This is a genomic window from Streptomyces sp. NPDC048171 (genome assembly GCF_043202655.1).
In the GTDB taxonomy this organism is placed as follows: Bacteria; Actinomycetota; Actinomycetes; order Streptomycetales; family Streptomycetaceae; genus Streptomyces.
In genome coordinates this window covers 1-20,981 of the sequence record NZ_JBIDAU010000013.1, presented here as the reverse complement: position 1 = coordinate 20,981, position 20,981 = coordinate 1, and the positions used below count along the sequence as shown (strand labels likewise).

At 72.5% G+C, this 20,981-nt stretch carries 18 protein-coding genes and 1 pseudogene; 7 read left to right on the top strand and 12 right to left on the bottom strand.

Annotation, left to right across the window (positions count from 1 at the left end):
- Positions 1-61 precede the first annotated feature (61 nt).
- Together ACGF3J_RS31935 and ACGF3J_RS31930 are read right to left on the bottom strand one after the other, a co-directional pair.
- Complete coding sequence (locus tag ACGF3J_RS31935; protein ID WP_393855368.1) at positions 62-874, bottom strand: ABC transporter ATP-binding protein; 813 nt, start codon at positions 872-874, stop codon at positions 62-64.
- Positions 871-1,566: an iron chelate uptake ABC transporter family permease subunit gene (locus ACGF3J_RS31930; protein WP_393855367.1), complete on the bottom strand. Its 696-nt coding sequence runs from the start codon at positions 1,564-1,566 to the stop codon at positions 871-873. Before ACGF3J_RS31930 ends, ACGF3J_RS31935 begins: the two co-directional genes overlap by 4 nt.
- Before the next feature lie 234 nt (positions 1,567-1,800).
- On the opposite strand from ACGF3J_RS31930, the gene ACGF3J_RS31925 reads away from it, so the two are divergent.
- From ACGF3J_RS31925 to ACGF3J_RS31910, 4 genes are all read left to right on the top strand, one after another.
- Positions 1,801-3,084, top strand: a complete 1,284-nt coding sequence (locus ACGF3J_RS31925) for an MFS transporter (RefSeq protein ID WP_393855366.1) — start codon at positions 1,801-1,803, stop codon at positions 3,082-3,084.
- Positions 3,085-3,124: 40 nt separating this feature from the next.
- Positions 3,125-3,913 (top strand): TauD/TfdA family dioxygenase, encoded by a 789-nt coding sequence (locus ACGF3J_RS31920; protein ID WP_393855365.1) that lies wholly within the window; start codon positions 3,125-3,127, stop codon positions 3,911-3,913.
- Positions 3,914-4,207: 294 nt separating this feature from the next.
- A complete protein-coding gene (locus ACGF3J_RS31915; RefSeq protein ID WP_393855364.1) occupies positions 4,208-5,386 on the top strand; it encodes an MFS transporter in 1,179 nt (392 codons plus the stop codon).
- Between the two features lie 52 nt (positions 5,387-5,438).
- Positions 5,439-6,428, top strand: a complete 990-nt coding sequence (locus ACGF3J_RS31910) for a sugar ABC transporter permease (RefSeq protein ID WP_393855363.1) — start codon at positions 5,439-5,441, stop codon at positions 6,426-6,428.
- Here ACGF3J_RS31910 and ACGF3J_RS31905 read toward each other — a convergent pair.
- The gene (locus tag ACGF3J_RS31905) at positions 6,425-7,603 is read right to left on the bottom strand and encodes an acyl-CoA dehydrogenase family protein (protein ID WP_161328635.1); all 1,179 of its coding nucleotides are present in this window, start codon (positions 7,601-7,603) and stop codon (positions 6,425-6,427) included. The two genes, ACGF3J_RS31910 and ACGF3J_RS31905, sit on opposite strands and share 4 nt — an antisense overlap.
- A 110-nt stretch (positions 7,604-7,713) precedes the next feature.
- Here ACGF3J_RS31905 and ACGF3J_RS31900 point away from each other — a divergent pair, with 110 nt between their 5' ends.
- Positions 7,714-9,456: a CoA transferase gene (locus tag ACGF3J_RS31900; protein ID WP_393855362.1), complete on the top strand. Its 1,743-nt coding sequence runs from the start codon at positions 7,714-7,716 to the stop codon at positions 9,454-9,456.
- Positions 9,453-11,135 carry a class I adenylate-forming enzyme family protein gene (locus tag ACGF3J_RS31895; RefSeq protein WP_393855361.1) on the top strand — a complete coding sequence of 561 codons (1,683 nt, stop codon included), beginning with the start codon at positions 9,453-9,455 and terminating at the stop codon, positions 11,133-11,135. The genes ACGF3J_RS31900 and ACGF3J_RS31895 overlap by 4 nt, the downstream gene beginning before the upstream one ends.
- A gap of 114 nt (positions 11,136-11,249) precedes the next feature.
- On the opposite strand, the gene ACGF3J_RS31890 is transcribed toward ACGF3J_RS31895, so the two are convergent.
- The 6 genes from ACGF3J_RS31890 to ACGF3J_RS31865 form a co-directional block, all read right to left on the bottom strand.
- Entirely contained in the window at positions 11,250-12,077 is an 828-nt protein-coding gene (locus ACGF3J_RS31890; RefSeq protein WP_393855360.1) for a metal ABC transporter solute-binding protein, Zn/Mn family, read from the bottom strand.
- Positions 12,035-12,904, bottom strand: coding sequence for a metal ABC transporter permease (locus ACGF3J_RS31885; protein ID WP_161326463.1), 870 nt, complete (start codon positions 12,902-12,904; stop codon positions 12,035-12,037). The genes ACGF3J_RS31890 and ACGF3J_RS31885 overlap by 43 nt, the downstream gene beginning before the upstream one ends.
- Positions 12,901-13,536 carry a metal ABC transporter ATP-binding protein gene (locus ACGF3J_RS31880; protein WP_393855359.1) on the bottom strand — a complete coding sequence of 212 codons (636 nt, stop codon included), beginning with the start codon at positions 13,534-13,536 and terminating at the stop codon, positions 12,901-12,903. The genes ACGF3J_RS31885 and ACGF3J_RS31880 overlap by 4 nt, the downstream gene beginning before the upstream one ends.
- 144 nt (positions 13,537-13,680) lie before the next feature.
- Positions 13,681-15,462, bottom strand: coding sequence for an ABC transporter permease (locus ACGF3J_RS31875; protein WP_393855358.1), 1,782 nt, complete (start codon positions 15,460-15,462; stop codon positions 13,681-13,683).
- A 2-nt stretch (positions 15,463-15,464) separates the two neighbouring features.
- Complete coding sequence (locus ACGF3J_RS31870; RefSeq protein WP_393855357.1) at positions 15,465-16,313, bottom strand: ABC transporter ATP-binding protein; 849 nt, start codon at positions 16,311-16,313, stop codon at positions 15,465-15,467.
- Positions 16,310-16,852, bottom strand: a complete 543-nt coding sequence (locus tag ACGF3J_RS31865; protein ID WP_393855356.1) for a PadR family transcriptional regulator — start codon at positions 16,850-16,852, stop codon at positions 16,310-16,312. The genes ACGF3J_RS31870 and ACGF3J_RS31865 overlap by 4 nt, the downstream gene beginning before the upstream one ends.
- A gap of 526 nt (positions 16,853-17,378) precedes the next feature.
- On the opposite strand from ACGF3J_RS31865, the gene ACGF3J_RS31860 reads away from it, so the two are divergent.
- Positions 17,379-18,458, top strand: coding sequence for a transcriptional regulator (locus tag ACGF3J_RS31860; protein ID WP_393855355.1), 1,080 nt, complete (start codon positions 17,379-17,381; stop codon positions 18,456-18,458).
- 84 nt (positions 18,459-18,542) lie between these two features.
- Here ACGF3J_RS31860 and ACGF3J_RS31855 read toward each other — a convergent pair whose 3' ends face one another.
- The 3 genes and pseudogenes from ACGF3J_RS31855 to ACGF3J_RS31845 form a co-directional block, all read right to left on the bottom strand.
- Positions 18,543-19,151 carry a class I SAM-dependent methyltransferase gene (locus tag ACGF3J_RS31855; protein ID WP_161331591.1) on the bottom strand — a complete coding sequence of 203 codons (609 nt, stop codon included), beginning with the start codon at positions 19,149-19,151 and terminating at the stop codon, positions 18,543-18,545.
- Positions 19,152-19,257: 106 nt separating this feature from the next.
- On the bottom strand, positions 19,258-20,709 hold the full coding sequence (locus ACGF3J_RS31850; RefSeq protein WP_346346286.1) for an alpha/beta fold hydrolase: 1,452 nt from the start codon (positions 20,707-20,709) through the stop codon (positions 19,258-19,260).
- A 78-nt stretch (positions 20,710-20,787) separates the two neighbouring features.
- A pseudogene (locus ACGF3J_RS31845) lies at positions 20,788-20,976 on the bottom strand (AMP-binding protein); the annotation flags it as partial.
- Positions 20,977-20,981: the final 5 nt, after the last annotated feature.

Here is a 20,981-nt window from a genome sequence, read left to right as displayed (position 1 = left end):
GTCTGATTGCGGCCCAGTTCCTCCTCGGGGATCGGGGCATCGGGGTCGGCGGTGCGGGATCTCAGCGCGGCTGGTCGACGGTGACGCGCGGACCTCCGGGAGCACCGTGGGACGACGTGGCCCGGTACGTGACGGTCAGGTTGCCGAAGGAGTCGTGTCCGACCTCCGCGTCGACCTCGAAGACCTCGGCCGGCCGGGCCGGGGTCAGCACGTCCTTCGGTGTGCCCGAGGCGACCAGGCTGCCCCGGTGCATGAGGAGGAGGCGGTCGCAGTAGCGGGCGGCGAGGCCCAGGTCGTGCAGGGCGACCAGCACCGTCTGCTCCGTCTCCACCAGCAGTTCCATCAGCTCCAACTGGTCACTGACGTCCAGGTGGTTGGTGGGTTCGTCCAGCAGGAGGCACCAAGGCCGCTGTGCCAGGGCCCGGGCGATGTGGGTGCGCCGGCGTTCACCGCCGGAGAGCGACTTCCAGTGCCGGTCGGCGAGGTCCGTGAGGCCGAGGCGGGCCGGCGCGGCGTCGACGACCGCCCGGTCGGTGGCATCGGGACCGCGCCACCGGTCGCGGAACGGGGTGCGGCCGAGGCCGACCACGTCGGCGACCCGGAGGTCGGTGTCCGGGTCGGACGCCTGCTCGACGAAGGCGACGAGCCCGGCGACACGTCGTGCGCTCCAGCCGGCGGTCGGCCTGCCGTCGTACCGGACGCTGCCCGCGGTGGGGGTCCGCAGTCCCGCCAGGCAGCGCAGCAGGGAGGACTCGCCCGAGCCGTTGGGCCCGATCAGACCCACCGTCTCCCCCGGGCCGGCCTCCAGGGTGACGTCGTGGACGACGGCGCGGCCGGACACCGACCACGTGAGCCGTTCGGCGCCGATCCTCACAACTCTCCTCGCTTGCGCAGCACCAGAAGGAAGAGGGGCACGCCGAGCAGAGCGGTGAAGACACCGACGGGCACCTCTTGGGGGGCGAAGGCCACGCGGGCCAGCGCGTCCGTCCAGACCAGGAAGATCGCTCCCACGAGGGCGGAGAACGGCAGGAGGGCGCGGTGCAGCGGCCCGACGACGAACCGCACACCGTGCGGGACGATCAGACCGACGAAGCCGATGGCGCCGGCGGACGCGACCGCGACGGCGGTCAGCACCGCGGTGACCAGCAGCAGGCGGCGGACCACGGTCACGTCGACACCCGGCGACTTGGCGGTGCCCTCCGCCTCCCGTACGACCGCCCGCTGCTCCGCCGCCGGCTTCGCCGCACGCTCCTCGACCCCGAAGATCCGGCCGAAGTTCGCGTAGTCGTCGAAGAGGAGGTCGAACGCCGTCTTCTCCGGGTCGTTCTGCTTCGGGCAGTCCACCGCGCTCGCGTAGGCGGGCAGTTCGAGCTCGGCGAGTTCCTCGCGGGTGCCGGCCCGGTCCTTGGCGTACAGGTCGGCGAAGGAGGCGACCAGGAGTGTCTTCGTCGCCTCGCCGGTCCCACCGCGACCGGCCTCGTCGGTGGAGTCCGGGGCCGAGGAGCAGCCGGCGAGGGCGAGGCCCCTGGTGGACAGACAGGCACCGAGGCGTGCGGGACGGCGCATGAATCCTCCGGAGGGCAGCACTGGGCAATGGCTCACGTCATGTGACGGCGGGCCGAAACAGCACACTAATGGAAATGATTGTCACTGCGATAGTGTGGTGCCGACGCGACGGCGCCGGTGCCGCCCGCCATACGTCATTGGCCCGCAAGCTGCAGCAACTCGCCTACGTGGCCACGCTGTTGCGGGCCTCACGTACCCTGCCCGACGACCCGCACACGACAGGAGCGCTCCCTCGTGCCGAGCCCTTCCACCCTCTCCGCCTCCTCCGAGTCGCCTCCGGACACGCAGCGCACCGTCTTGCTCGACGTGGCGTTCCTCCGCCTGTGGACAGGCGCCACGGCGTCCGGGCTGGCGACCTGGGCCCTGCCCTTCGTGCTCGGCCTCGCCGTCCTCGACCGGACCCTCACCGCCACCGACCTCGGCCTGCTGCTCGCGGCGCGCACCGTCGGATTCCTCGCCGCCGTGCCCGTGGCGGGAGTGCTGGCCGACCGGCATTCCCGCCGGAGGGTGGTCTTGTGGGCCGGGCTCGCCTCCGCAGCCGCGGCCCCGGTGCTGGCGGCCGGACTGGACCGCTCGGTGCTGCTGATGGCAACGGCCGCCGCGGTGGCGGGAGCCGGGCAGGGCGCCTGCCGGCCCGCCTACCAGGCCCTGACCGCCGAGGTGGTCGACGCCGACCGCAGGCAGCAGGCCAACGCCGCCATGACGCTGTCGGTCCGGGTCACGACGCTCGTGGGCCCCTCCCTGGCCGCACTGCTCGCCGTCTTCTTCGACACAGGGGCGCTGCTGGTCGGCATCGGGCTGCTCTGGCTCGTCGCCGCATGCGTCCCGGGGCGCGGCAAGCCCCCGGTGGCCGGAGCGGACCGGTCGGAGTCCTCGGCCAGGGCAGGGAGGACGTCTTTCGTGGCGGAGTTCACGGAGGGCGTGCGTGAGGCGCGCAGGCACCCGTGGTTCCTCGCCGGTCTGGGCGCGCTGACGGCCGTCATAGCCACCGGCTACTCGGCGACCGGTGTGGCGCTCCCCCTGGTCAGCAGGGACGAGTACGGCACCGAGGTGGTCCTCGCGGGCGCGATGACCGCGTACACGGCCGGCGCGTTGGCCGGCGCCCTGCTCATCGCCCGCTGGCGTCCCCGCTCTCCCGGCTGGTCCGCACTCGCCGGGCTCGCCGCCTACGGACTCGCACCGCTGAGCCTCGTCGTCCCGGTGCATCCGGTCGTCGTGATGGCCGCCTACGCCGTCGCGGGCGTCGGCATCGAACTCTTCAACGTGCCCTGGTTCACCGCCGCCCAGCGCGAGGTGGCCCCCGACAAGCTGGCCCGGGTCTCCTCCCTGGACTTCCTCCTCTCGTACGGCCTCGCCCCGCTCGGACTGGCGCTCATCGCTCCGGCCATCGACGCCTTCGGGGCCCGGCCCGTCCTCGTGGGCTGCGCGATCGTGTGCTTCGCCGCCCCGGCCGCCGCCGCCCTCGTCCCCAGCGCCCGGACCTTCTCCCGAACGCCCACGCGCGACGACGCCCCCTGACGACCACGACGAACGGCCCCTGCTGGGGCAGCCTGGAGCCATGCACGCACCCGCTCAGACCCACCGCCCGCACTCCACCGCCGGTCCGGGCGTCACCCCCGGTCGCGTCCCGCACGGGAACGTACAGACCGCACGCGAACTGCTCGCCCGCGACGGGGCCGTGATCCTCACCGGCCACGAGAACACACCCGACGCCCTGGTGGTCGCCGCCGCCCAGATCGTCGGCGACCGGCTCCGCGAGCTGTACCCGCAACGGGTCCGCACCTCGCACCCGGGGAACCCCGTCCACCTGCACGCGGACAGCTTCGACATCGTCGTCGACATCGGCGGAGTCCCCCACCGCAGGCGCCACCCCGACGAGAACCACGTCCTCGTCCAGTGCGCCCTCCCGGCACCCGAGGGAGGCGACTCCTTCGCGCTGGACGCGTACGCGTTCGTCGACGACCTCGCCATCACCGACCCCGCGCTGCACACCTTCCTCACCAGCACCGACGTCGATCTGTACGGCGCCTGGGCGGACCTGCGCGGGCTGCCCGCCACCCCCAGGATCGGACGCCACGTGGAGTTCACCCGTACCGGACGGCGCGTAGTACGCCGCACCGATGGAGCGGTGCCGGTCCACCGCGATCCCGACGGCGACCACGTCTCCCGGCAACTCGCCCGCCTGACCGAAGCCGTACTCGGTGTCGAACCGTCCCTCCCCCGCTTCCGGCTCGACGCGGGCGACATCCTGGTCCTCGACAATTTTCGCTGCTGGCACGGCCGCGACGGACACACCGGGGAACGCACCGTCCGCATCCTCACCGCCCGCAGTTCCGACGCGGACTGAGCGGCTCCCAAGGACCGGCACCGTTCGGCCACACCCGAGATTAGGTCACCCAACTTGTTCGCCGGGCACCGCTGTGTTCGGCGTCGCCTTCTGCTTCCCGTCGCTCATGTGTACGGCCCGCATTGTGCCGGAGGCCGCTGCCGACCCGAACGGCGGCGGCGGCGGGCGCATGCCCGCTCGGTGATCCAGGTCACGTCACCCGTCCGGAACTCCAGGGGAGTCGTACCCGACTGCCTGCATCGAGGAGGTGCGTCTGTGACGACGGAACGGACTGCGTGGGGTGGGCGGAACGGGATGAGCTCGGCGACCGGGAAAGGCGCGGCGAGGGCTCTGACCACGTTGCTGACCTGCGCCATGGCCTTCTCGATGATGCAGTTGTTCCTGCTGGGAGCGCTCGGGCCGCGGCTCGTGGCGGATCTCGGGGTGTCCGAGACGGTGCTCGGGCTGACCACCACCGTCGGATTCGCCACGGCGGCCGTGCTGTCCCCGGCCGGCGGCCGGGTCGTCGACCGCGTGGGGCCACGGCGCTGTCTGGTGGCGCTGCTTGCCGTGGCCGCGGTCGCGCTGGCCCTGATCGGCGCGGCTCCCGGCCCCGGGTTCCTGCTGGCCGCCGTCGCGCTGGGTGGACTGCCGCAGGCGCTGGCCAACCCGGCCACGAACAAGGCGATCCTCGCGGCCGTACCGCCCGACCGGCGCGCCTCGGTGACCGGAATGAAGCAGTCGGGGGTGCAGTTGGGGGCGTTCGCGGCCGGGTTGCCGCTCGCGGCGCTGGCCGGTCTCACCGGGTGGCGGGGCGCTGTCTGGGCGGCCGCGGGCGCCGCGGTGGTGGCCGCCGTGTGGGCGGCACGCGCCTTGCCCGCCGACCCGCCGCCGAAGTCCACCCCGGCGGTCTGGGTACCTCGCGGGATGGTCGCCTGGCTGATGGTGTTCTCGCTGCTGCTCGGCTGCGGCGTCGCTTCGGTCAACACCTATCTGTCGCTGTACGGCACCGAGCGTCTGGGGCTGGGTGCCACCGCGGCGGGCGCGCTGGTGGCCGTCCTCGGCGTCTGCGGAATCGCCGGGCGACTGGGCTGGTCGAAGGTGGCGGGGCGGCCGGACCGGGCGGTCTGGCTGCCGGGCTTCCTCGCCTTGGGATCGGTGGCGGCCGCTCTGCTGCTGGCCGCCTCGTCCTCGGCCCGGCCGCTGGTGTGGGTGGCCGCCCTTGCCATCGGGGTGTTCGCCGTGGCGGCCAACGCGGTGTCGATGGTGCTCGTCATGCAGCACGCGGCAGCGGGCCGGGCCGGCCAGGACTCCGCGCTGGTCTCCGCGGGCTTCTTCGCCGGGTTCGCGGTGGGTCCGCCACTGTTCGGGCTGCTGGCCGAGGCGGGCCGGTACAACGGCGGGTGGCTGCTCGTGGCCGCCGAGTTCGCGGGGGCGGCGACGGTGGCACTGCTCTGGTCCGCGCGGGAACGCCGGTCGGCCGTGCGGTCATGAGAGCCGGCACGACCCGGGACCACCGGGGCCCGGGGATCGGCAAGGGGGCCGCGTGAGACCGGAGAACGCACTCGGCTGGGCCGACTCGGCGCTCGACGCCGTCCTCGCCAAGGCCGCCGTCACCCACGCCGAAGTCGGCGAACGGTTCCCCCTCTACGCGGATCCGGACTCCGGCAGGTGGAAGACCACCGCCCGCGGTTCCTGGACCGGCGGCTTCTGGGCCGGGCTGCTGTGGCTGCTGGCTCGGCACAGCGGCGCCCCCTCGCACGTGCGGGCCGCGCGGGCGTGCACGGCCCGACTGGCCGACTGGGCCGGGGCGGACACCTCCACCCGCGGACTGATCCTCTGGTACGGCACCGTCCTCGCCGACGACGGGGACCACGTCCGGAGCCGGGGCGCACGGGCATGCCTTGACGCGTTCGACGCGGAACTGGGTCTCGTACCGTGGGGGTCGGCGTTCGGAGGGCCGCGCGGCACGGCACGCGTGGACGGCGTGCCCGGCATGGTTTCGCTGCTGGCCACGGTGGACGCGGAGGCCGCCCGCTCGCATCTGAGCCGGCATCTCGCCCTGTTCACGAGGGCACGGCCGCCCGCGTGGTCGTGGCTGCACACCGCGGAGGCCGGGTGGGCCCCCGCTGCCGGCCCACCACCGGGTTGGAGCCGCGGTCCGGCGTGGCTCCTGCTCGCCCTGGCCGAAGGCGCCCGCCTGCCGGGCGGCGACCCGTTCGTCGCGCTCGCCGACGCCCTGACACCGTCCTCCGCCGTTCCACTAGCCGACACCGCTCACCCCGACGGCCCGCTCGACACGTCCGCCGCGGCCATCACGGCACTGGCACTGATACGGCTCGGGCGCAGGGACCGGGCCGCCGGCATCCTCGAAGTGCTGGTCGACCGGCATCTGACCGCCGACGGCCGTCTTCTGGACGGCTGTTACGACCTCGCGGCCGGAACAGCCGTCCGTCACGAACTGATCTGGGGAGACTTCTTCCTGGCGTACGCGCTCGCGGAACTCACCGGCCGGGTGTCCGGTGGCACCGGCTAGACCGGTCCCGCCCGCAGCACGCGCCGTGCCACGGAGGTGATGTGCAGTTCGTCGGGGCCGTCGAGGATGCGGGCCGCACGGCCCGTGCGGAAGAGGGCGGGGAGCGCGGTGTCCGGGCCGAGCCCCGCGGCGCCGTGGACCTGGATCGCCGCGTCGGCCACCAGGTGGAGGGTGCGGGCCGCAGCGACCTTGGCCAGTCCCACCTCCACGTGGGCGTCGACACCCTGGTCGATCCGGGAGACGGCCTCGTGGACCAGGGGCCGGGTCGTCCGCAGGGCGAGAAGCGACTCGAAGACGTGGCGCTGGACGAGTTGCAGGTCACCGAGCGGTCCGCCGGAGCGGGAGCGGGTGACGGCGCGTTCTCGCATGAGGTCGAAGGCACGGCCGGCCTGGCCGAGCCAGCGCAGGCAGCGCAGGGTCCGGCCGAGCTGGAGCCGTTCGGCGGCGACGGCGAGCGCCTTGCCGCGTTCGCCGATCAGGTGGTCGGCGTCCACCGTGACGGCGTCGAGTGCGATCTCCGCCTGCCCCGAGACGCCGAGCACGGGAAGGTCGCGCACCACCCGAAAGCCCGGAGCGGCGGTCGGCACCAGGATCAGGGACAGACCGTCCCGGTCCGAAGGCCGCCCGTCCGTGCGCGCCAGCACCGTGACGAAGTCGGCGGTTCCGCCCCCGCTGACGAACCACTTGCCCCCCGTCAGCCGCCAGCCGCCGTCGACCTCGACGGCACGGGTGGCGGTGAGGAACGGGTCGGTGCCGGGAACGTCCGGCTCGGTCATGGCGTAACCGGCTCGCAACTCCCCCGCGACCAACGGCGCAAGACAGCGTTCACGGACCCGCGGACTGCCGTGCCGCATCAGCATGAGCGCATCCAGCAGGGACGCCGATCCGAGCACCTCCGGCCCGTGATCGCTGGCGCCCTCCGCCTCCGCGACATGGGCGTACGCCCGCAGCCCGAGTCCCTGACCGCCCAGTTCGACCGGCAGGGGCAGCGCCCACAGGCCGTGCTCCTTCGCCTCCCGCCGCAGGCGGCGCAACGTCCGGGCCGCGTCGGGGCCGCCGCCGTCCAGGACTCGTTCGCAGGGCACGATCCGGGAGCCGACGAAGTCCGTCACCCGCTCCTTCAACTCCTCTGCCTCCGAGGGGCACTGCGGGTCACCGAGCATCTCGTCCGGCATGTCTGTCCCACCTTTCAGGGAACTCCGGCTCGCACCGGCCCGACTGTCTGTTCGTGGAATCGGTCGGGGGTGATCGCCCCCGGGTTCCCGCGCGTCAGGAAAGGAGAGGCATGGCACCACCAGCCACACCCGCCATCGGGCAGACGTCCCGGCCCCTCGACGGCCTGCGTCTGGAAGCCCCGGCCCTCCCGGGACCGGCGGACGCGGTCGTCACGGACCACCTACGGCTGCTCGGCGCGGAGGAAAGCGGGCCCTCCGGCGAGCACATGTCACTCGCCGGCCCCGGGGGCGGCGGCATCACCGCCCAGGTGACGTGGGGCGAGCAGGCCGTCGACGAGGCGACCGTCCAGGCGGCGACGGGCATCATGGCCGTGCACGGCCGCCGGGAGGGATCACCCCGCGGGCTCGCCGCCGACTACGCCACCACCGCCGCGGGCGTACTGACCGTACAGGGGCTGCTGGCCGGGCTCCTGGCCCGGGCAAACGGCTCACAGGTGGGGAGCGTCGAGGTCAGCGTCGAGCGGGCCGGTCTGCTCGCCGTATCGCAGTATCTCGCCGCCGCCGGCGCGGAGGAGGCCGAGGCCGCACAGGTCGCACCGGGTGGCCCACCGTTCACCTCCGCCGACGGGATCGTGTTCGAGCTGGAAACACTCGACGCGGGCGCGTGGGCCGCGTTCTGGCGCGCTCTCGGCGCACCGACGGACGCGGTACGGCGCGGCTGGCGCCCCTTCCAGTTCCGGTACGCCACCGCCTGCGCGCCCTTTCCGCAGGCGCTGCACGACTCGGCCCGAGGTCATCGGTGGGAGCGCGTACGGGAAGCGGCCCTGTCCGCCGGCACCGAGGTGTGCGCCCTGCACACTCTCACCGAGCGGGCCGCCGAGTACGACGGCGCCCCGCCCTGGAGACTGACGGCGCACGAGGCTGCGTACGTCGGGTCCGGCGGACCGCCGCCCGTCGACGCCCCGTTGGCCGGGCTGACCGTGCTGGAGGCCGGCCGCCGGATCCAGGCGCCGCTCGCCGCGCATCTGCTGGGGCTGCTCGGCGCCGATGTGGTGCGGATCGAGCCGCCGGGCGGTGATCCGCTGCGCGGCATGCCGCCGGCCTGCTCGGGCGTGTCGGCTCGCTGGCTGGCGCTCAACCGGGGCAAGAAGGCCGTCGAGGTGGACATCAAGTCCGCCGCGGACCGGAAGCGGCTGCGCGCGATGGCGGCGGACGCCGACGTGTTCCTGCACAACTGGGCACCCGGCAAGGCCGCCGCGCTCGGTCTGGACCACGAGGACCTGTCGGCCGACAACCCCGCCCTCGTCTACGCCTACACAAGCGGCTGGGCCGACCGGCTGCCCGGGGCACCCATGGGCACCGACTTCATGGTGCAGGCGCGCACGGGCGTCGGTGAGGCGGTCCGGCCCGAGGACGAGCCGCCCGCGCCGTCCCTGATGACCCTGCTCGACGTACTCGGAGGACTCCTGGGGACCGAGGCCGTCCTCGCCGGTCTGCTGTTGCGCCGGCGCACGGGAGCCGGCGTGCGCGTGGACTCGTCCCTGCTCGGAGCGGCCGACGTGCTGACCGCGCCGGCCCGAAGCCGTGCCGTCCAGGGCCTCGACCCGCGCCGGCCCGCCGGGTTCCGCCGCCCCGTGCCCACGGCCGACGGCTGGATCGCTCTCCCCGACCACGCCGCTCTCCCTCACGACGGGCGCCGCCTGTCCACGGCCCAGGCGCTTCGGTGGCTGCGCGAGCGCGGCACGGCCGGCGTCCCGGTCGTCACCGACCTCGCCGACCTGCTCTCCTCCGCCTCGCTCACCCGCGACGCCCACGGCTCCCCCGCCGTCCCCGCTCCCTGGAGGTTCGCATGACCGTCGCCCTGCACGACCTGCTGCCCGCCGCGCTGCGCCGTACCTGGGCCGTCGAGGGGACCTGCCCCGACCTGGACCTCTACAGCCTCTACCGCGCCCGCCAGATCGCCGACCCGCACCGCACGGCAGTCCTCGACGCCAAGGGGAAGCTCTGTTACACCGCGCTGGACCGCAAGGCCCGATGTCTGGCCGCCGGACTCTCCGGTCTCGGGATACGGGCCGGTGACGTGGTCGGCGTGCAGATACCCAACGGCCGCGAAGCCGTCGTCGCGGACCTCGCTCTCGCCGCCCTGGGGGCGGTGGCCCTGCCCTTCCCGGTCGGGCGGGGCGGACGCGAGGCGGCCTCGCTGCTGGGGAGATCGGAGGCGGTCGCGGTGATCGCGGTGGCCGAGCACCGAGGCGGGAACCACGCGGCCGACCTGCTGGCACGCAGGGGTGAACTGCCCGCCCTGCGCACGGTGATCGCCACCGGGCCGGCGGGCACCGTACCCGAGGGAGCCGTCCCGCTGTCGTCCCTGATGCGCACGGACCCGAAGACCTTCGCACCGGCCCGTCCCGACCCCGACTCGGCCGCCCGCATCCTGGTGTCCTCCGGGTCGGAGTCCGAGCCGAAGATGGTGGCCTACTCGCACAACGCCCTGGCCGGCGGCCGGGGCAACTTCCTCGGCTCCCTCATCCCGGACGGGCGCCCGCCGCGGTGCCTCTTCCTGGTGCCGCTGGCCTCCGCCTTCGGCAGCAACGGCACGCCGGTCACCCTCGCCCGGCACGGCGGAACCCTGGTCCTGCTCGACCACTTCACTCCGGACGCCGCACTGGAGGCGCTCGCGGAGCACGAGCCGACCCATGTCCTGGGCGTACCGACCATGATCCGTATGATGCTGGACCGGCTCGCGGAGGGCGGACGGCGGACGTTCACGCCTCCGACGGCCCTGATCGTCGGCGGCTCGCCACTGGACGAGTCCACCGCGGCCGAGGCCCGCTCCGCCTTCGGCTGCCCGGTCGTCAATCTCTACGGCTCCGCCGACGGCGTCAACTGCCACACCGGGCTGGGGCACGGTTCCCCCGGCGGCGACGGACGTCCCGGCATCGTGGCCGGACAGCCCGACCCCCGGGTCGCCGACATACGGATCGCGGTCCCCGGAACCCGTGAGCTGCGGGAGGTCGGCGGGGGCACGGTGGGAGAGATCGTCGCCCGCGGCCCGATGACCCCCCTGTGCTACGTCGCCGCGCCCGACCTCGACTCCCGTTACCGCACCCGGGACGGCTGGGTGCGCACCGGGGACCTCGGTCTCATGGACGAGGACGGCACGCTGCGGGTCGTGGGACGGCTGAAGGACGTGGTCATCCGCGGCGGGGCGAACATCAGCCCGGCCGAGGTCGAGGTCGAACTGGCCGCGCACCCGGCGGTCCGGGACGTGGTGTGCATCGGTGTGCCCGACCCGCTGATGGGCGAGCGGCTCGCTGCCTGTGTCGTGCCCAGGGACGCGGCCGCGCCCACACTGGAAGAGCTGTGCGCACATCTGGACCTGAGGGGCCTGGAGCGGCGCAAGCACCCCGAGCGCCTGCTGGTGCTGAGTGAACTGCCCCTGACTCCGGCCGGCAAGCCGGACCGGGCGGTGCTGCGGGAACGGTGTGCGCCCGACGCGGAGCCCCAGCAGCCCCTGGCCTCGGCCGGCTGACCTGCTGAACGACGAGGGCCGCCCGGGGATCTTCCCCGGGCGGCCCTTTCGTCACCGGCGCACGGACAAGGTCGCCGGGCGTCGTGAAACCCGCGGCCGGTGCCGCGCGGTGACTCAGGAGGCGTTCATCGCCTTCTCCACCGTCGTCGCCGCGTTCTTGTAGACGGTCAGCAGATCCAGGTCCTCGCCCGGATAGTTGATGATCGACACCTGGCGCGCGCCCGAATCGGGCAGCACGGTGCCGGTGGACATGTGAGCGTTGTCGAGGACCAGTTGCGGCTTCGTCCCGGACAGGTCGGACAACTGCTCGGCCGTCACCGCCTCGGGTCCGTACGTGCCGACCACCTCGGCTCCGGCCAGTTTCGCCGACCAGGCGGAGAACACCTGGGCGACGACAGTGGGTGCCTCGCCGTTCGGCCAGGCCTTCTTGAGGTTCTTCCGCAGCGTGCCGTACTCGGTGTCGAACGAGGTGATCCACTTGGCGGCGGCTGCCTCGGTGCCGAACATCTCGCCCAGCCGCGTCACCTCGGCCCTGGCCTTGTCCGCGTCGTTGTCGAGGTTGACCTCGACGAGTTCGGCGTCGCCTCCGGCGGCCTCCTTGAACTTCTCCGCGTACGGCTCGAAGGGCGCGTACAGCACGAAGTCGGCATCCGCGACAGCCGCGAGGTCGGAGGGCTTCGGGTCGTAGTCGGGGGCGTGCTGCACCGACTCCGGCACGATGACCTTGACGTCCTCGGCGCCCGCGGCCTTCGCGAACGCCCCTTCCCAACTGGTCGTGGCGACCACGACCGGACCGGTGTCCTTGCCCGCCCCGTCCGCGCCGGACGGGGCGGCCGAGGACGACGTGCCGCTTTCCCCGCCGCAGCCGGTGGCCGTCAGCAGGAGGATCGCGCTGAAACTCAGTGCGAAGAGGGGAGTGTTACGGACGCGGGTGCGCGCCATGAGCTGATTCTCCGTTCGGGTACGAGGTGGACGGCGAGGACGACCACGCCGGCGGTGAGGACGAGGACGGGGCCGGGCGGCCAGTCGAAACGCAGCGCGACCAGGAACCCGGTCAGGTTGACGACGACACCGATGACGACCGCCCACACGGTGATGGACAGCAGGGAGCGCCCCAGCCGCCGGGCGGCGAGGGCGGGCAGAAGCGTCAGCGCGTCGACGAGGAGAGCACCGGTGAGCTTGATGGCTCCGGCCACGGACACCGCGACCAGGACCAGCAGCACGAGGGTGAGCCGGTCGGCCCGCACGCCCGAGGACAGGGCGAGTTCACGGTCGTAGAGCAGGAGTGCGATGTCCCTGCGGCGCCACCAGAAGAGAGCCGGTACGACGACGGCCAGCGCGACGAGCAGCCACAGGTCGGCGGTGCCGACCGAGAGTATGGACCCCCAGAGCAGCGCGAAGGCACCCGCCGCGTTGACGCCGGAGACGGCCAGCAGGAGCAGCGCGGCGGCGATCGCCAGGCTCATCAGCAGGCCCATGGCGCCCGACAAACCGTCCGGAGTCCGGGCCAGCGGAGCGACTCCGGCGCCGGCGAGAGCACAGGCCACCAGCGCGCACAGCATGGGATCGAGCCCGGTCAGCAGCCCGACGGCGATGCCCAGGAGCGCGACGTGCATCATCGCGAACCGCACCGGCATGATGTCGAGACCCACGATGACGACGCCGATCACCGGCAGCCCGATCGCTGCGACCAGCAGTGCGGCACCGGCCCGTTGGACGGGCACGAGTTGCAGGAGCTGACCGACGTCGGCCGCGGCCAGGGCGCTCACCGGACCTCCCGCATCCGCCCGGCGGCCATCTCCAGCACCCGGTCGCAGCGGTCGGCCAGGGCCCGGTCATGGGTGACGACCACGACGGTCGCCGGCAGGGAGAGCAGCACGTCGGCGGCCTCCTCCTGACCGGAGAAGTCGAGGGCGGCGGTGGGCTCGTCGGCGAGCAGTACACCCGCGCCGGCCTCGACGCAGCCGACCGCTCGGGCCAGGTACATGCGCTGGAGCTGGCCACCGGAGAGGGTGTGCAGCGGCCTGTCGGCAAGGTGTCCGACCCCCAGCTTGTCGGCCGCCTCACGCGCCTCGGCGGGGGCGCCTCCGCTGGTCAGCAACTCGTTTCCCAGCAGGGGGAAGCGGCCGACCGCCGGCTTCTGCGGGATCCACGCGCACGCCCGCCTCCGCCAGGCCCATTCGGCGGCGCTCCCGGTGTCCCGCCCGCCGACCAGGATCCGTCCGGCGACCTGCCTGTGCAGCCCCAGAACGGCGCGCACCAGCGTGGTCTTGCCCGAACCGTTGGTGCCCGTCAGAGCGACGCGCTGCCCCGGTGCGATGTCGAGATCGACTTCGCGCACGGCCTCGACCCGGCCGTGCCGGCACGCGACGCCTGACAGGCGTACGTCCAGCCCTTTCATGCCACCTCCCCGCCTCCTCACAGGAGTCGGACGGAGGAGGCGGTGAGTTCCCGCGGTGCTGAAGAGAGAGGGGTCGTCCGGTTGGCGCGGCTCCGCCTCGCTCAGCTCCGGGTTCGACCCCGGTGCGGGGGCCGAACCCGTTTCTCAGGCCGGTTCGGCGTTGAGGGCGCGGCCGGCCGGGGTGCGGGTGTGGGTCCAGGCGGGCAGGGCGGTCAGGGATCCGACGGCCAGGAGGACGCCGAGTGCGGCGGCGAGCAGCCAGGTCGTCGGGGGCATGGCCATCTCGGGGCTGACCAGCCAGTACACGAGCAGCCCGCTCGGCATGCCCACCACCAGCCCGGGCAGTGCGGGCAGGAGTTGGGCGGCGCACAGGGCCGTGACCACCTGGCGGGGGGTGGCGCCGAGGGTGCGGGTGATGGCCAGGGCGCGCCGGGCCTGCACGGCGGTGCTCCAGCCGAGGAAGATCGTGTTGAGCGCGGACAGCCCCACCAGGACGAGGGTGACGCCGTGCAGTGCCTGGCTGGTCACGAGGTTGCGTGCCGCGAGGGGGTTGTCCGGCGCGTAGGCGGTACTGGTGTCGGGTGCCGCGTGGAAGGCGAGCACCGCGGTGATCAGGAGGGTGGTGGTCGCCGTACCGATGGCGGTGAGGGCGGCGCGGCCGGGTCGGCGGGCGAGCAGCCGGATGCCGACCAGGAGCGCGGTGGGCAGGTACGCCGTCATGGCGTTCAGCCGTGGGTGGTGGGTGGACACATGAGCCGAGTCGGCCAGGGAGTGGACGGTGCTGGAGCGGGCGGCGCGGACCACGGGGCCGAGTGTCCCGGCCAGGGAGACCAGGACGGCGAGGAACACGGCGGCCACGACGGTGTCGGTGGTCGGGCCGCTGACGGTGTTGAGCAACCCGGCGCCGGGATCGGCCAGTTCGGGTGCGGCCAGGGTCCCGGCGGTCAGCCCGAGGGCGGTGGCCACCACGGTCAGCAGCAGGTACTGCGCCAGCAGGACGGCGGCGACGTCGCCGGGGCCCGCGCCGACCGCCTTGAGCAGCCCGGCACGACGGTTGTCACGGGTGGCCCGTACGGCGGCGAGCGCGGCGAGGGTGACGAGGGCGGCCGAGGCGAGCAGCCAGCCGCCGACGACCAGGGCGGGCTGAGCGAATTTGATCATGCTCGCGTCGGTCCGGAGGATGCCCTGCCAGTGGTGGGTGTTGACCCATTCCGGGCCCCTGCGCTCGTCCGTGAAGACGGTTTCCCGCCATGTCAGGGTCGCGGCCGGGTCCTTCAGCTTCAGATGGAACAGGTGGACGCCCGACGTGTCGCCCGCGGCGGCACGGGTGTCGGCGGCGGTGAGCCAGATCCTGCCGCCGCCGTAGTCGGACGTCCCGGGCCCCTGGGCCCAGTCGTTCCACGGATACACCGGGGTGGCCGCGCTGATCGCGAGGCCCACGACGGGGTAGTCGCGCCCGCTGATCGTGACGCGGTCGCCGACGTGCAGGTCGAGCGTCTGCGCGAAGCCCCGCTCGACCACCGCGCCGCCGGAACGCACCCACGAACCGGACGTCACCAGCGGCTGGTCGACCTTGGCCGGTTCGTCACCGCGTCCCTCGATCGCGGAGCGCACGGTGTGTCCGTTCGTCCGGATCTTTGTCTCGAAGGCGAAGACCGGATCGGCCTGCTCGGCCACTCCGGGTGTCCGCTCCAGCCGTCCGGCCAGGCCGGAGGGGTCCTTGGCCGTCGTGATGGCGACGATGTCGGGTCCGTCGGTGGCCTCGCGCGTCTTCAGGTACGCCGTGGTGACGGCGTCGTTGGTGGAGAGCCCGAGGGTCAGCGAGGCGATGGCGGCGGTGACGGCGACCACGAACATCACGGACTCACCGGGACGGCGGCGCATGTCGCGCACGGCCAGACGCCAGATCAGCAGCAGGCGGCCCACGGTCAGCCCTCCCAGCTCAGCAGCGCGCCGAACTCGTTGCCGCTGCCACCGCCGCCGCCCAGGCGGGTGTCGCCGGCCAGTGTGCCGTCGCGCAGGGAGACGACGCGGTCCGCCGTGGCGGCCACCCGCTCGTCGTGGGTGACCGTGATCAGGGTCTGGCCGCCGGCGCGCAGTTCGTCGAAGAGCCGCAGGATGTCGTGGGTCGCGGCGCTGTCCAGGTTGCCGGTGGGTTCGTCCGCGAGGACCACCAGCGGCTCGTTGACCAGGGCGCGGGCGATGGCGACCCGCTGCCGCTGGCCACCGGACAGCTCCGAGGGCAGATGCCGGGCCCGGTCCGTGAGCCCGACCCGGTCCAGGAGTCCGACGGCGCGGTTCCGGGCGGCACGCGGCGAGGCACCGGCCAGCAGAGCGGGCAGCTCGATGTTCTCCGCCGCGGTCAACTCGTCCATCAGGTGGAAGTCCTGGAAGACGAAGCCGACGGCGCGGCGCCGCAGCCTGGCCAGCGCCCGCTCGCCCAGCTCGTCGATGCGCCGGCCACCGAGCCAGACCTCGCCGTCACTGGGCCGGTCGAGCCCGCCGAGGAGTTGGAGCAGCGTCGACTTGCCGCAGCCGCTGGGTCCGGTCACGGCGAGCGTCTGCCCGGCGGGAACGTCGAGGTCGACGCCGTCGACCGCCCACACCGCGCTCTCGTCCTCACCGTAGACCCGCGTCAGACCGATGGCCCGCAGCACCGGTGCGCGCACGTCGCCGCCTCCGACGTCGGACCCGTGCCCCACCGGTGCCGGGCCCGGACCGTCGTCCGGGTTCCCGCGCCGTGACCGGCCCCTGGCCCGCCGACCGTCGTTCGTCATCCGAATGCTCCGCCTTTCCCACGCGGGGCGCGGGTGGACCAGGTCCGCTCGCACGCCTCCAGCCAGCGCAGATCGGCCTGCAACCGGAGCGCGATGCCCTCCAGAAGCAGCCCGGCCTCTGAATCCGTGTCCTCCAGGAGAGCGGCGTGCTGGGCCTCGGCGAGGCTGCGCAGCAACTCCTGCCGCCGTGCCTCGACGAGCGCGACCGGGTCGGCCAGACCAGAGACGCCGGCGGCCACCAGCTTCAGATGGAACTCCGCCACGTCCGCTCGGGGCCCGCCGCCCTCGGTCATCCACGCGGCCGCCCGCTCCTGCCCGGCCGCGGTCAGGGCGTACACCTTGCGTCGCGGGCCGCGCACCGGCACGTCCTCACGTTCCTGGACGACCAGTCCGGCTTTCTCCAACCGGGTGAGCGTGACGTAGATCTGCCCCGCGTTCAGTGTCTCTCCCAACGGTCCGAGCGCTGCCGCCAGCCGCCTGCGCAGGTCGTAGCCGTGCGACGGCTCCTTGACCAGTAGCGCCAGCACCACGTCCTGCACCAGACCGCCCTCCTCAGCGACCACCAATAGATAGCGGTTATACAAAGAGGCGTCAAACCAACCCGAAGGAGGCCGACACTCGGCGATGCTGTTCCGAAGCCCCGGACGGGGAGCGGGAGGAGAGCGGAGGGTGGGAGGGGAGCGGGCGGGGCGGAGACGAGCCGCGAACAGCCGCCGAGGCGCAACTGGAGTACTACGTCATGCTCCAACGCATGGGCGACACACTCTAGACACGAAAGCCAACAGGTCTCAACAATGGTCCGTACCCCCGTTCGTCGTAACGAGACGGCACCGTGCCCCCGGCGGTGGGAAGGCGCTCATGGTTCACCCGTGGCTCAGTTCTGCTGTCAGACCACCGCGACCGTCCCGGCAGTTACGGCTTCGCGCCGCCGGCACCGACAGAGACTCCGTCCTGTCGAGAGCCGAACGTCGCTGACTCTCTCCACGCCTTTCAAGGGTCAAGACGCCCTCCAAGCGTCAAGACAGAGCTGTGTCCTGAGTGATTCCTCCGCGGGAGTGAAGAAACTTGAACCAGGCACGTACCGGATTACTAGACGAAGCGGACAGCGGAACGGCCGATGACCCGATTCGGGCCACCAACGGGGTGGGGCCGTACGCACCGGGAGTTCAGACGATTCACATCTCCTCGTTACTGCCCGGCGACTCACCGCGTTCGACGGGCCAGAGCGAGGAACACATCACCCGGCTGGCGGAGTTGGACGAGCCGCTGCCTCCCATCCTGGTCGACCGCCACAGCATGCGGGTGATCGACGGCATGCACAGGCTGCTCGCCACGCTGTTACGGGGGCAGGAGCGGATCGAGGTCGAGTTCTTCGACGGGACTCCCGAGGACGCCTTCCTCCGTGCCGTCACCGCCAATGTGACACACGGTCTCCCCTTGTCGCACGCCGACCGCAAAGTGGCGGCGGCACGCATCATCGCCTCACACCCCCACATGTCCGACCGCGCCATCGCGCGGGCCTCCGGCCTGGGGACGAAGACGGTCGCGGCCATCCGGCGCGATTCCGCCGACCCGTTGACCCAGGTGAGCGCCCGGGTCGGCAGCGACGGCAGGACACGCCCGCTCAACCGGGCCGAGGGGCGCCTCAGGGCCGCGGAGGTACTGGCCCGGCGGCCGGACGCCTCGCTGCGGGAGGTGGCGCGGATCGCCGGAATCTCACCGGCGACCGTGAGCGACGTACGCAAGCGCCTGGCGGTCGGCGAACTGCCCGTGACCGACGGATCCGGCACGCCCGGCCGCCGGGAGGACGGAACGGAAGCGGGCTCGGGAGCGGACGCCGGCGCGGAGCAGGACCTCGGTCACGACGCCGGGCGGAAGCTGCGGCGGCTGGAACAGGTGGATCCCGCACCGGTCCTCAGAAAGCTGCTGCGGGATCCTTCCCTACGCCACAACGAGGACGGCCGGAACCTGCTGCGCCTGTTGCAGCAGAACGCGATGACCATGTCCTCCGAACTGAGCGTCGCCGTACCGGCCCACTGCCGGGAACTCGTCGTGAAGCTGGCCCGGCAGTATGCCGACGCCTGGTACGACTTCGCCCGGGAACTGGACGAGCGGACACAGACCAGGACACGCAAACAGGCGTGAACTGAGCCTTGACGCATCGGACTTCGGGCTGCGAGGAGGGGGCGGGTCTTCGTCGTCGGATGGCCCGACCATCGCACGGGTTGATCAAGAGTTCGCCCGGTGGATGGTCGCCAGCCAGGCGTGGGCCTCGCCGCCGAACCGCGGGGCGATCGCGAAGGTCGTCCCCGCGATGTCGGCCACCGTCCATCCCTCCGCGAAGGCGTCGGCCAGCTCCTCCCGCCGTACCCGGCGCGGGCCGAGCGCACCGGTCTGGCGATCACTGAAGCACATCAGATAGCAGGTGCCTCCCGGCTCCGTCACCGACGCCAGACTCTTCACGTAGCGTCGGCGCTCCTCGTCGTCGAGGACGTGGAACATCCCGACGTCGACGACCGTGTCGAAGGACGTCCCGAGTCGGGCCAGGTCGAGCACGTCGCCTACCTCGAAGCGCGCGGACACCCCGCGCTCCTCGGCCTTCCGCCGCGCTCTGCCGATGGCGGTCGCCGAGCAGTCCACGCCCGTGGCGTCAGCGCCCTGGAGAGCCGCCAGCAGTGTGTGGTCCCCGGTGCCGCAGCCCGCGTCGAGCACCCGCCCGGCCGACAGCAGGCCGGCCTCGGCGAGACGCACCACCGCCGCTTGCGGACGGCCGACCTCCCACGGCGCGAGTTCCGCCGCCCGGTATATCGACTCCCAGTCGGCCGAGCGTGTTGCCATGCCGTCGCCTCCGTCTGTCGTTCGCTTTCGTGGGTTCTCTGGGTCGTGGGTTCGTGGGTTCTCTGGTTCGTGGGTTCTCTGGGCCGTGGGGTTCTCTGACGTCCCTCTAGTGGCCGAGGTCTTCCGGATCGGCGGCGTTCTCCAGACCCAGCCAGTCGGAGATACCGCGCCAGACCTGCGCCAGCACCTCCGGGCGGGCCATCTCCGTGTGCTTGCAGGGGAGATGGACCTCCGTCACCCGGCCGGACACGTTCTCCTCCCAGGCCGCCGCACCGGGCGCGGCGCCCTCCGGCTTTCCTTCACCGGCGGACAGAAGAAGCAGGTCGCCGTCGAAGACATCCAACTCGTGGTGCCGCAGGAGCCTGGCGGCGTTCTGGAACATGCGCAGGTTGCCAGGCCTGCGATGCCTCTCCTCGCCCTCGAACTTCGACTCGTACTCCGCCTCGATCTCCCCCTCGATCTCCGCCTGGCCGCGATCCGGGCCGGGCGCGTCTTGCCGCGCTTCGTCGTCGGACCTCTGTTCGCTCTGCCTCGGTGGCACCGCGTCCAGGGAGACCAGCGCCCCGACTTCCTGGCCGGCCGCTCGCAGCTGCACCGCGATCTCGTGGGCGATGATGCCACCGAACGACCATCCCAGCAGGTGGTACGGGCCGGTCGCCTGGACCGACCGCATGTACCGGATGTAGTCCGCCGCCATCTCCTTGACCGAGCCCGCCGGGTCACCGGTTTCCCGGACACCCCGGGCCTGGAGCCCATAGAGCGGATACTCCTCCGGTACGTACTGGGACAGCGGCATGTAGCACCAGCTGAGTCCGCCGGCCGGGTGTACGCAGAAGAACGGCGGCTTGCTTCCGCCGGGCCGGATGGGGAGGAGTACGTCCAGTTCGTTGCCCGCGTAGGGCAGGTCGAGGCGGGTGACGAGGCCGGCGGGGGTAGGGGCCTCGAACACGGCGCGGACCGAGAGGTTGAAGCCGCGGAGGCGCAGTCGTTGGACCAGCGCCACGGCCAGGAGTGAGTGTCCGCCGAGATCGAAGAAGTTGTCGTCGACGTTGACACGTTCGGCACCGAGGACTTCGGCGAACGCCTCGCACATGGCATCCTCCGCCGCCGTCGCCGGGGCGCGTCCGGTGTCGGCTGCGGCGTATTCGGGGGTGGGGAGTGCGGCTCGGTTGAGTTTGCCGTTGATGGTCAGGGGGAGTTCGGGCAGGGGCACGAAGGCTGCGGGGATCATGTAGGCGGGCAGGTGTGCGGCGGTACGGGCTCGCAGATCGGCGGTCAGGGCGGCGTCCGGGTCAGTTGTGGTGTTGGTGTTGGTGTTGGTGTTGGTGTTGGTGGTGTCCGTGACGGGGACGATGTAGGCGATCAGGCGGGTGTCCCCGGGAGTGTCCTCACGGGCGACGACAGCCGCCTGCGCCACCCCGGGATGCCCGGTCAGCACCGCGGCGACCTCACCCGGCTCGATCCGATGCCCCCGCACCTTCACCTGATCATCCGCCCGCCCCGCGAACACCAGCCGGCCCTCCGCCGTCCACCGCGCCAGATCCCCCGTCCGATACATCCGCTCACCCACCCCACCAAACGGACACGCCACAAACCGCTCCCCCGTCAACCCCGGCCGCCCCACATACCCACGCGCCAGACCATCACCCGCCACATACAACTCACCCACCACCCCCGGCGGCACCGGCTCCAACGAACCATCCAGCACAAACACCCGCGTACTGAACACCGGCCTACCAATCAACACCTCACCCGCACCCGGATCACACCGCCACAACGTGGCATCCACCGTCGTCTCCGTCGGCCCATACGAATTGAACAACACCCGCC

Excerpts from the sequence above, each read along its gene's own strand:
- ACGF3J_RS31930 (WP_393855367.1), bottom strand. The coding sequence starts at position 1,566 with ATGCGCCGTCCCGCACGCCTCGGTGCCTGTCTGTCCACCAGGGGCCTC.
- ACGF3J_RS31920 (WP_393855365.1), top strand. The coding sequence starts at position 3,125 with ATGCACGCACCCGCTCAGACCCACCGCCCGCACTCCACCGCCGGTCCG.
- ACGF3J_RS31915 (WP_393855364.1), top strand. The coding sequence starts at position 4,208 with ATGAGCTCGGCGACCGGGAAAGGCGCGGCGAGGGCTCTGACCACGTTG.
- ACGF3J_RS31905 (WP_161328635.1), bottom strand. The coding sequence starts at position 7,603 with ATGCCGGACGAGATGCTCGGTGACCCGCAGTGCCCCTCGGAGGCAGAG.
- ACGF3J_RS31900 (WP_393855362.1), top strand. The coding sequence starts at position 7,714 with ATGGCACCACCAGCCACACCCGCCATCGGGCAGACGTCCCGGCCCCTC.
- ACGF3J_RS31895 (WP_393855361.1), top strand. The coding sequence starts at position 9,453 with ATGACCGTCGCCCTGCACGACCTGCTGCCCGCCGCGCTGCGCCGTACC.
- ACGF3J_RS31890 (WP_393855360.1), bottom strand. The coding sequence starts at position 12,077 with ATGGCGCGCACCCGCGTCCGTAACACTCCCCTCTTCGCACTGAGTTTC.
- ACGF3J_RS31880 (WP_393855359.1), bottom strand. The coding sequence starts at position 13,536 with ATGAAAGGGCTGGACGTACGCCTGTCAGGCGTCGCGTGCCGGCACGGC.
- ACGF3J_RS31870 (WP_393855357.1), bottom strand. The coding sequence starts at position 16,313 with ATGACGAACGACGGTCGGCGGGCCAGGGGCCGGTCACGGCGCGGGAAC.
- ACGF3J_RS31855 (WP_161331591.1), bottom strand. The coding sequence starts at position 19,151 with ATGGCAACACGCTCGGCCGACTGGGAGTCGATATACCGGGCGGCGGAA.
- ACGF3J_RS31850 (WP_346346286.1), bottom strand. The coding sequence starts at position 20,709 with ATGTATCGGACGGGGGATCTGGCGCGGTGGACGGCGGAGGGCCGGCTG.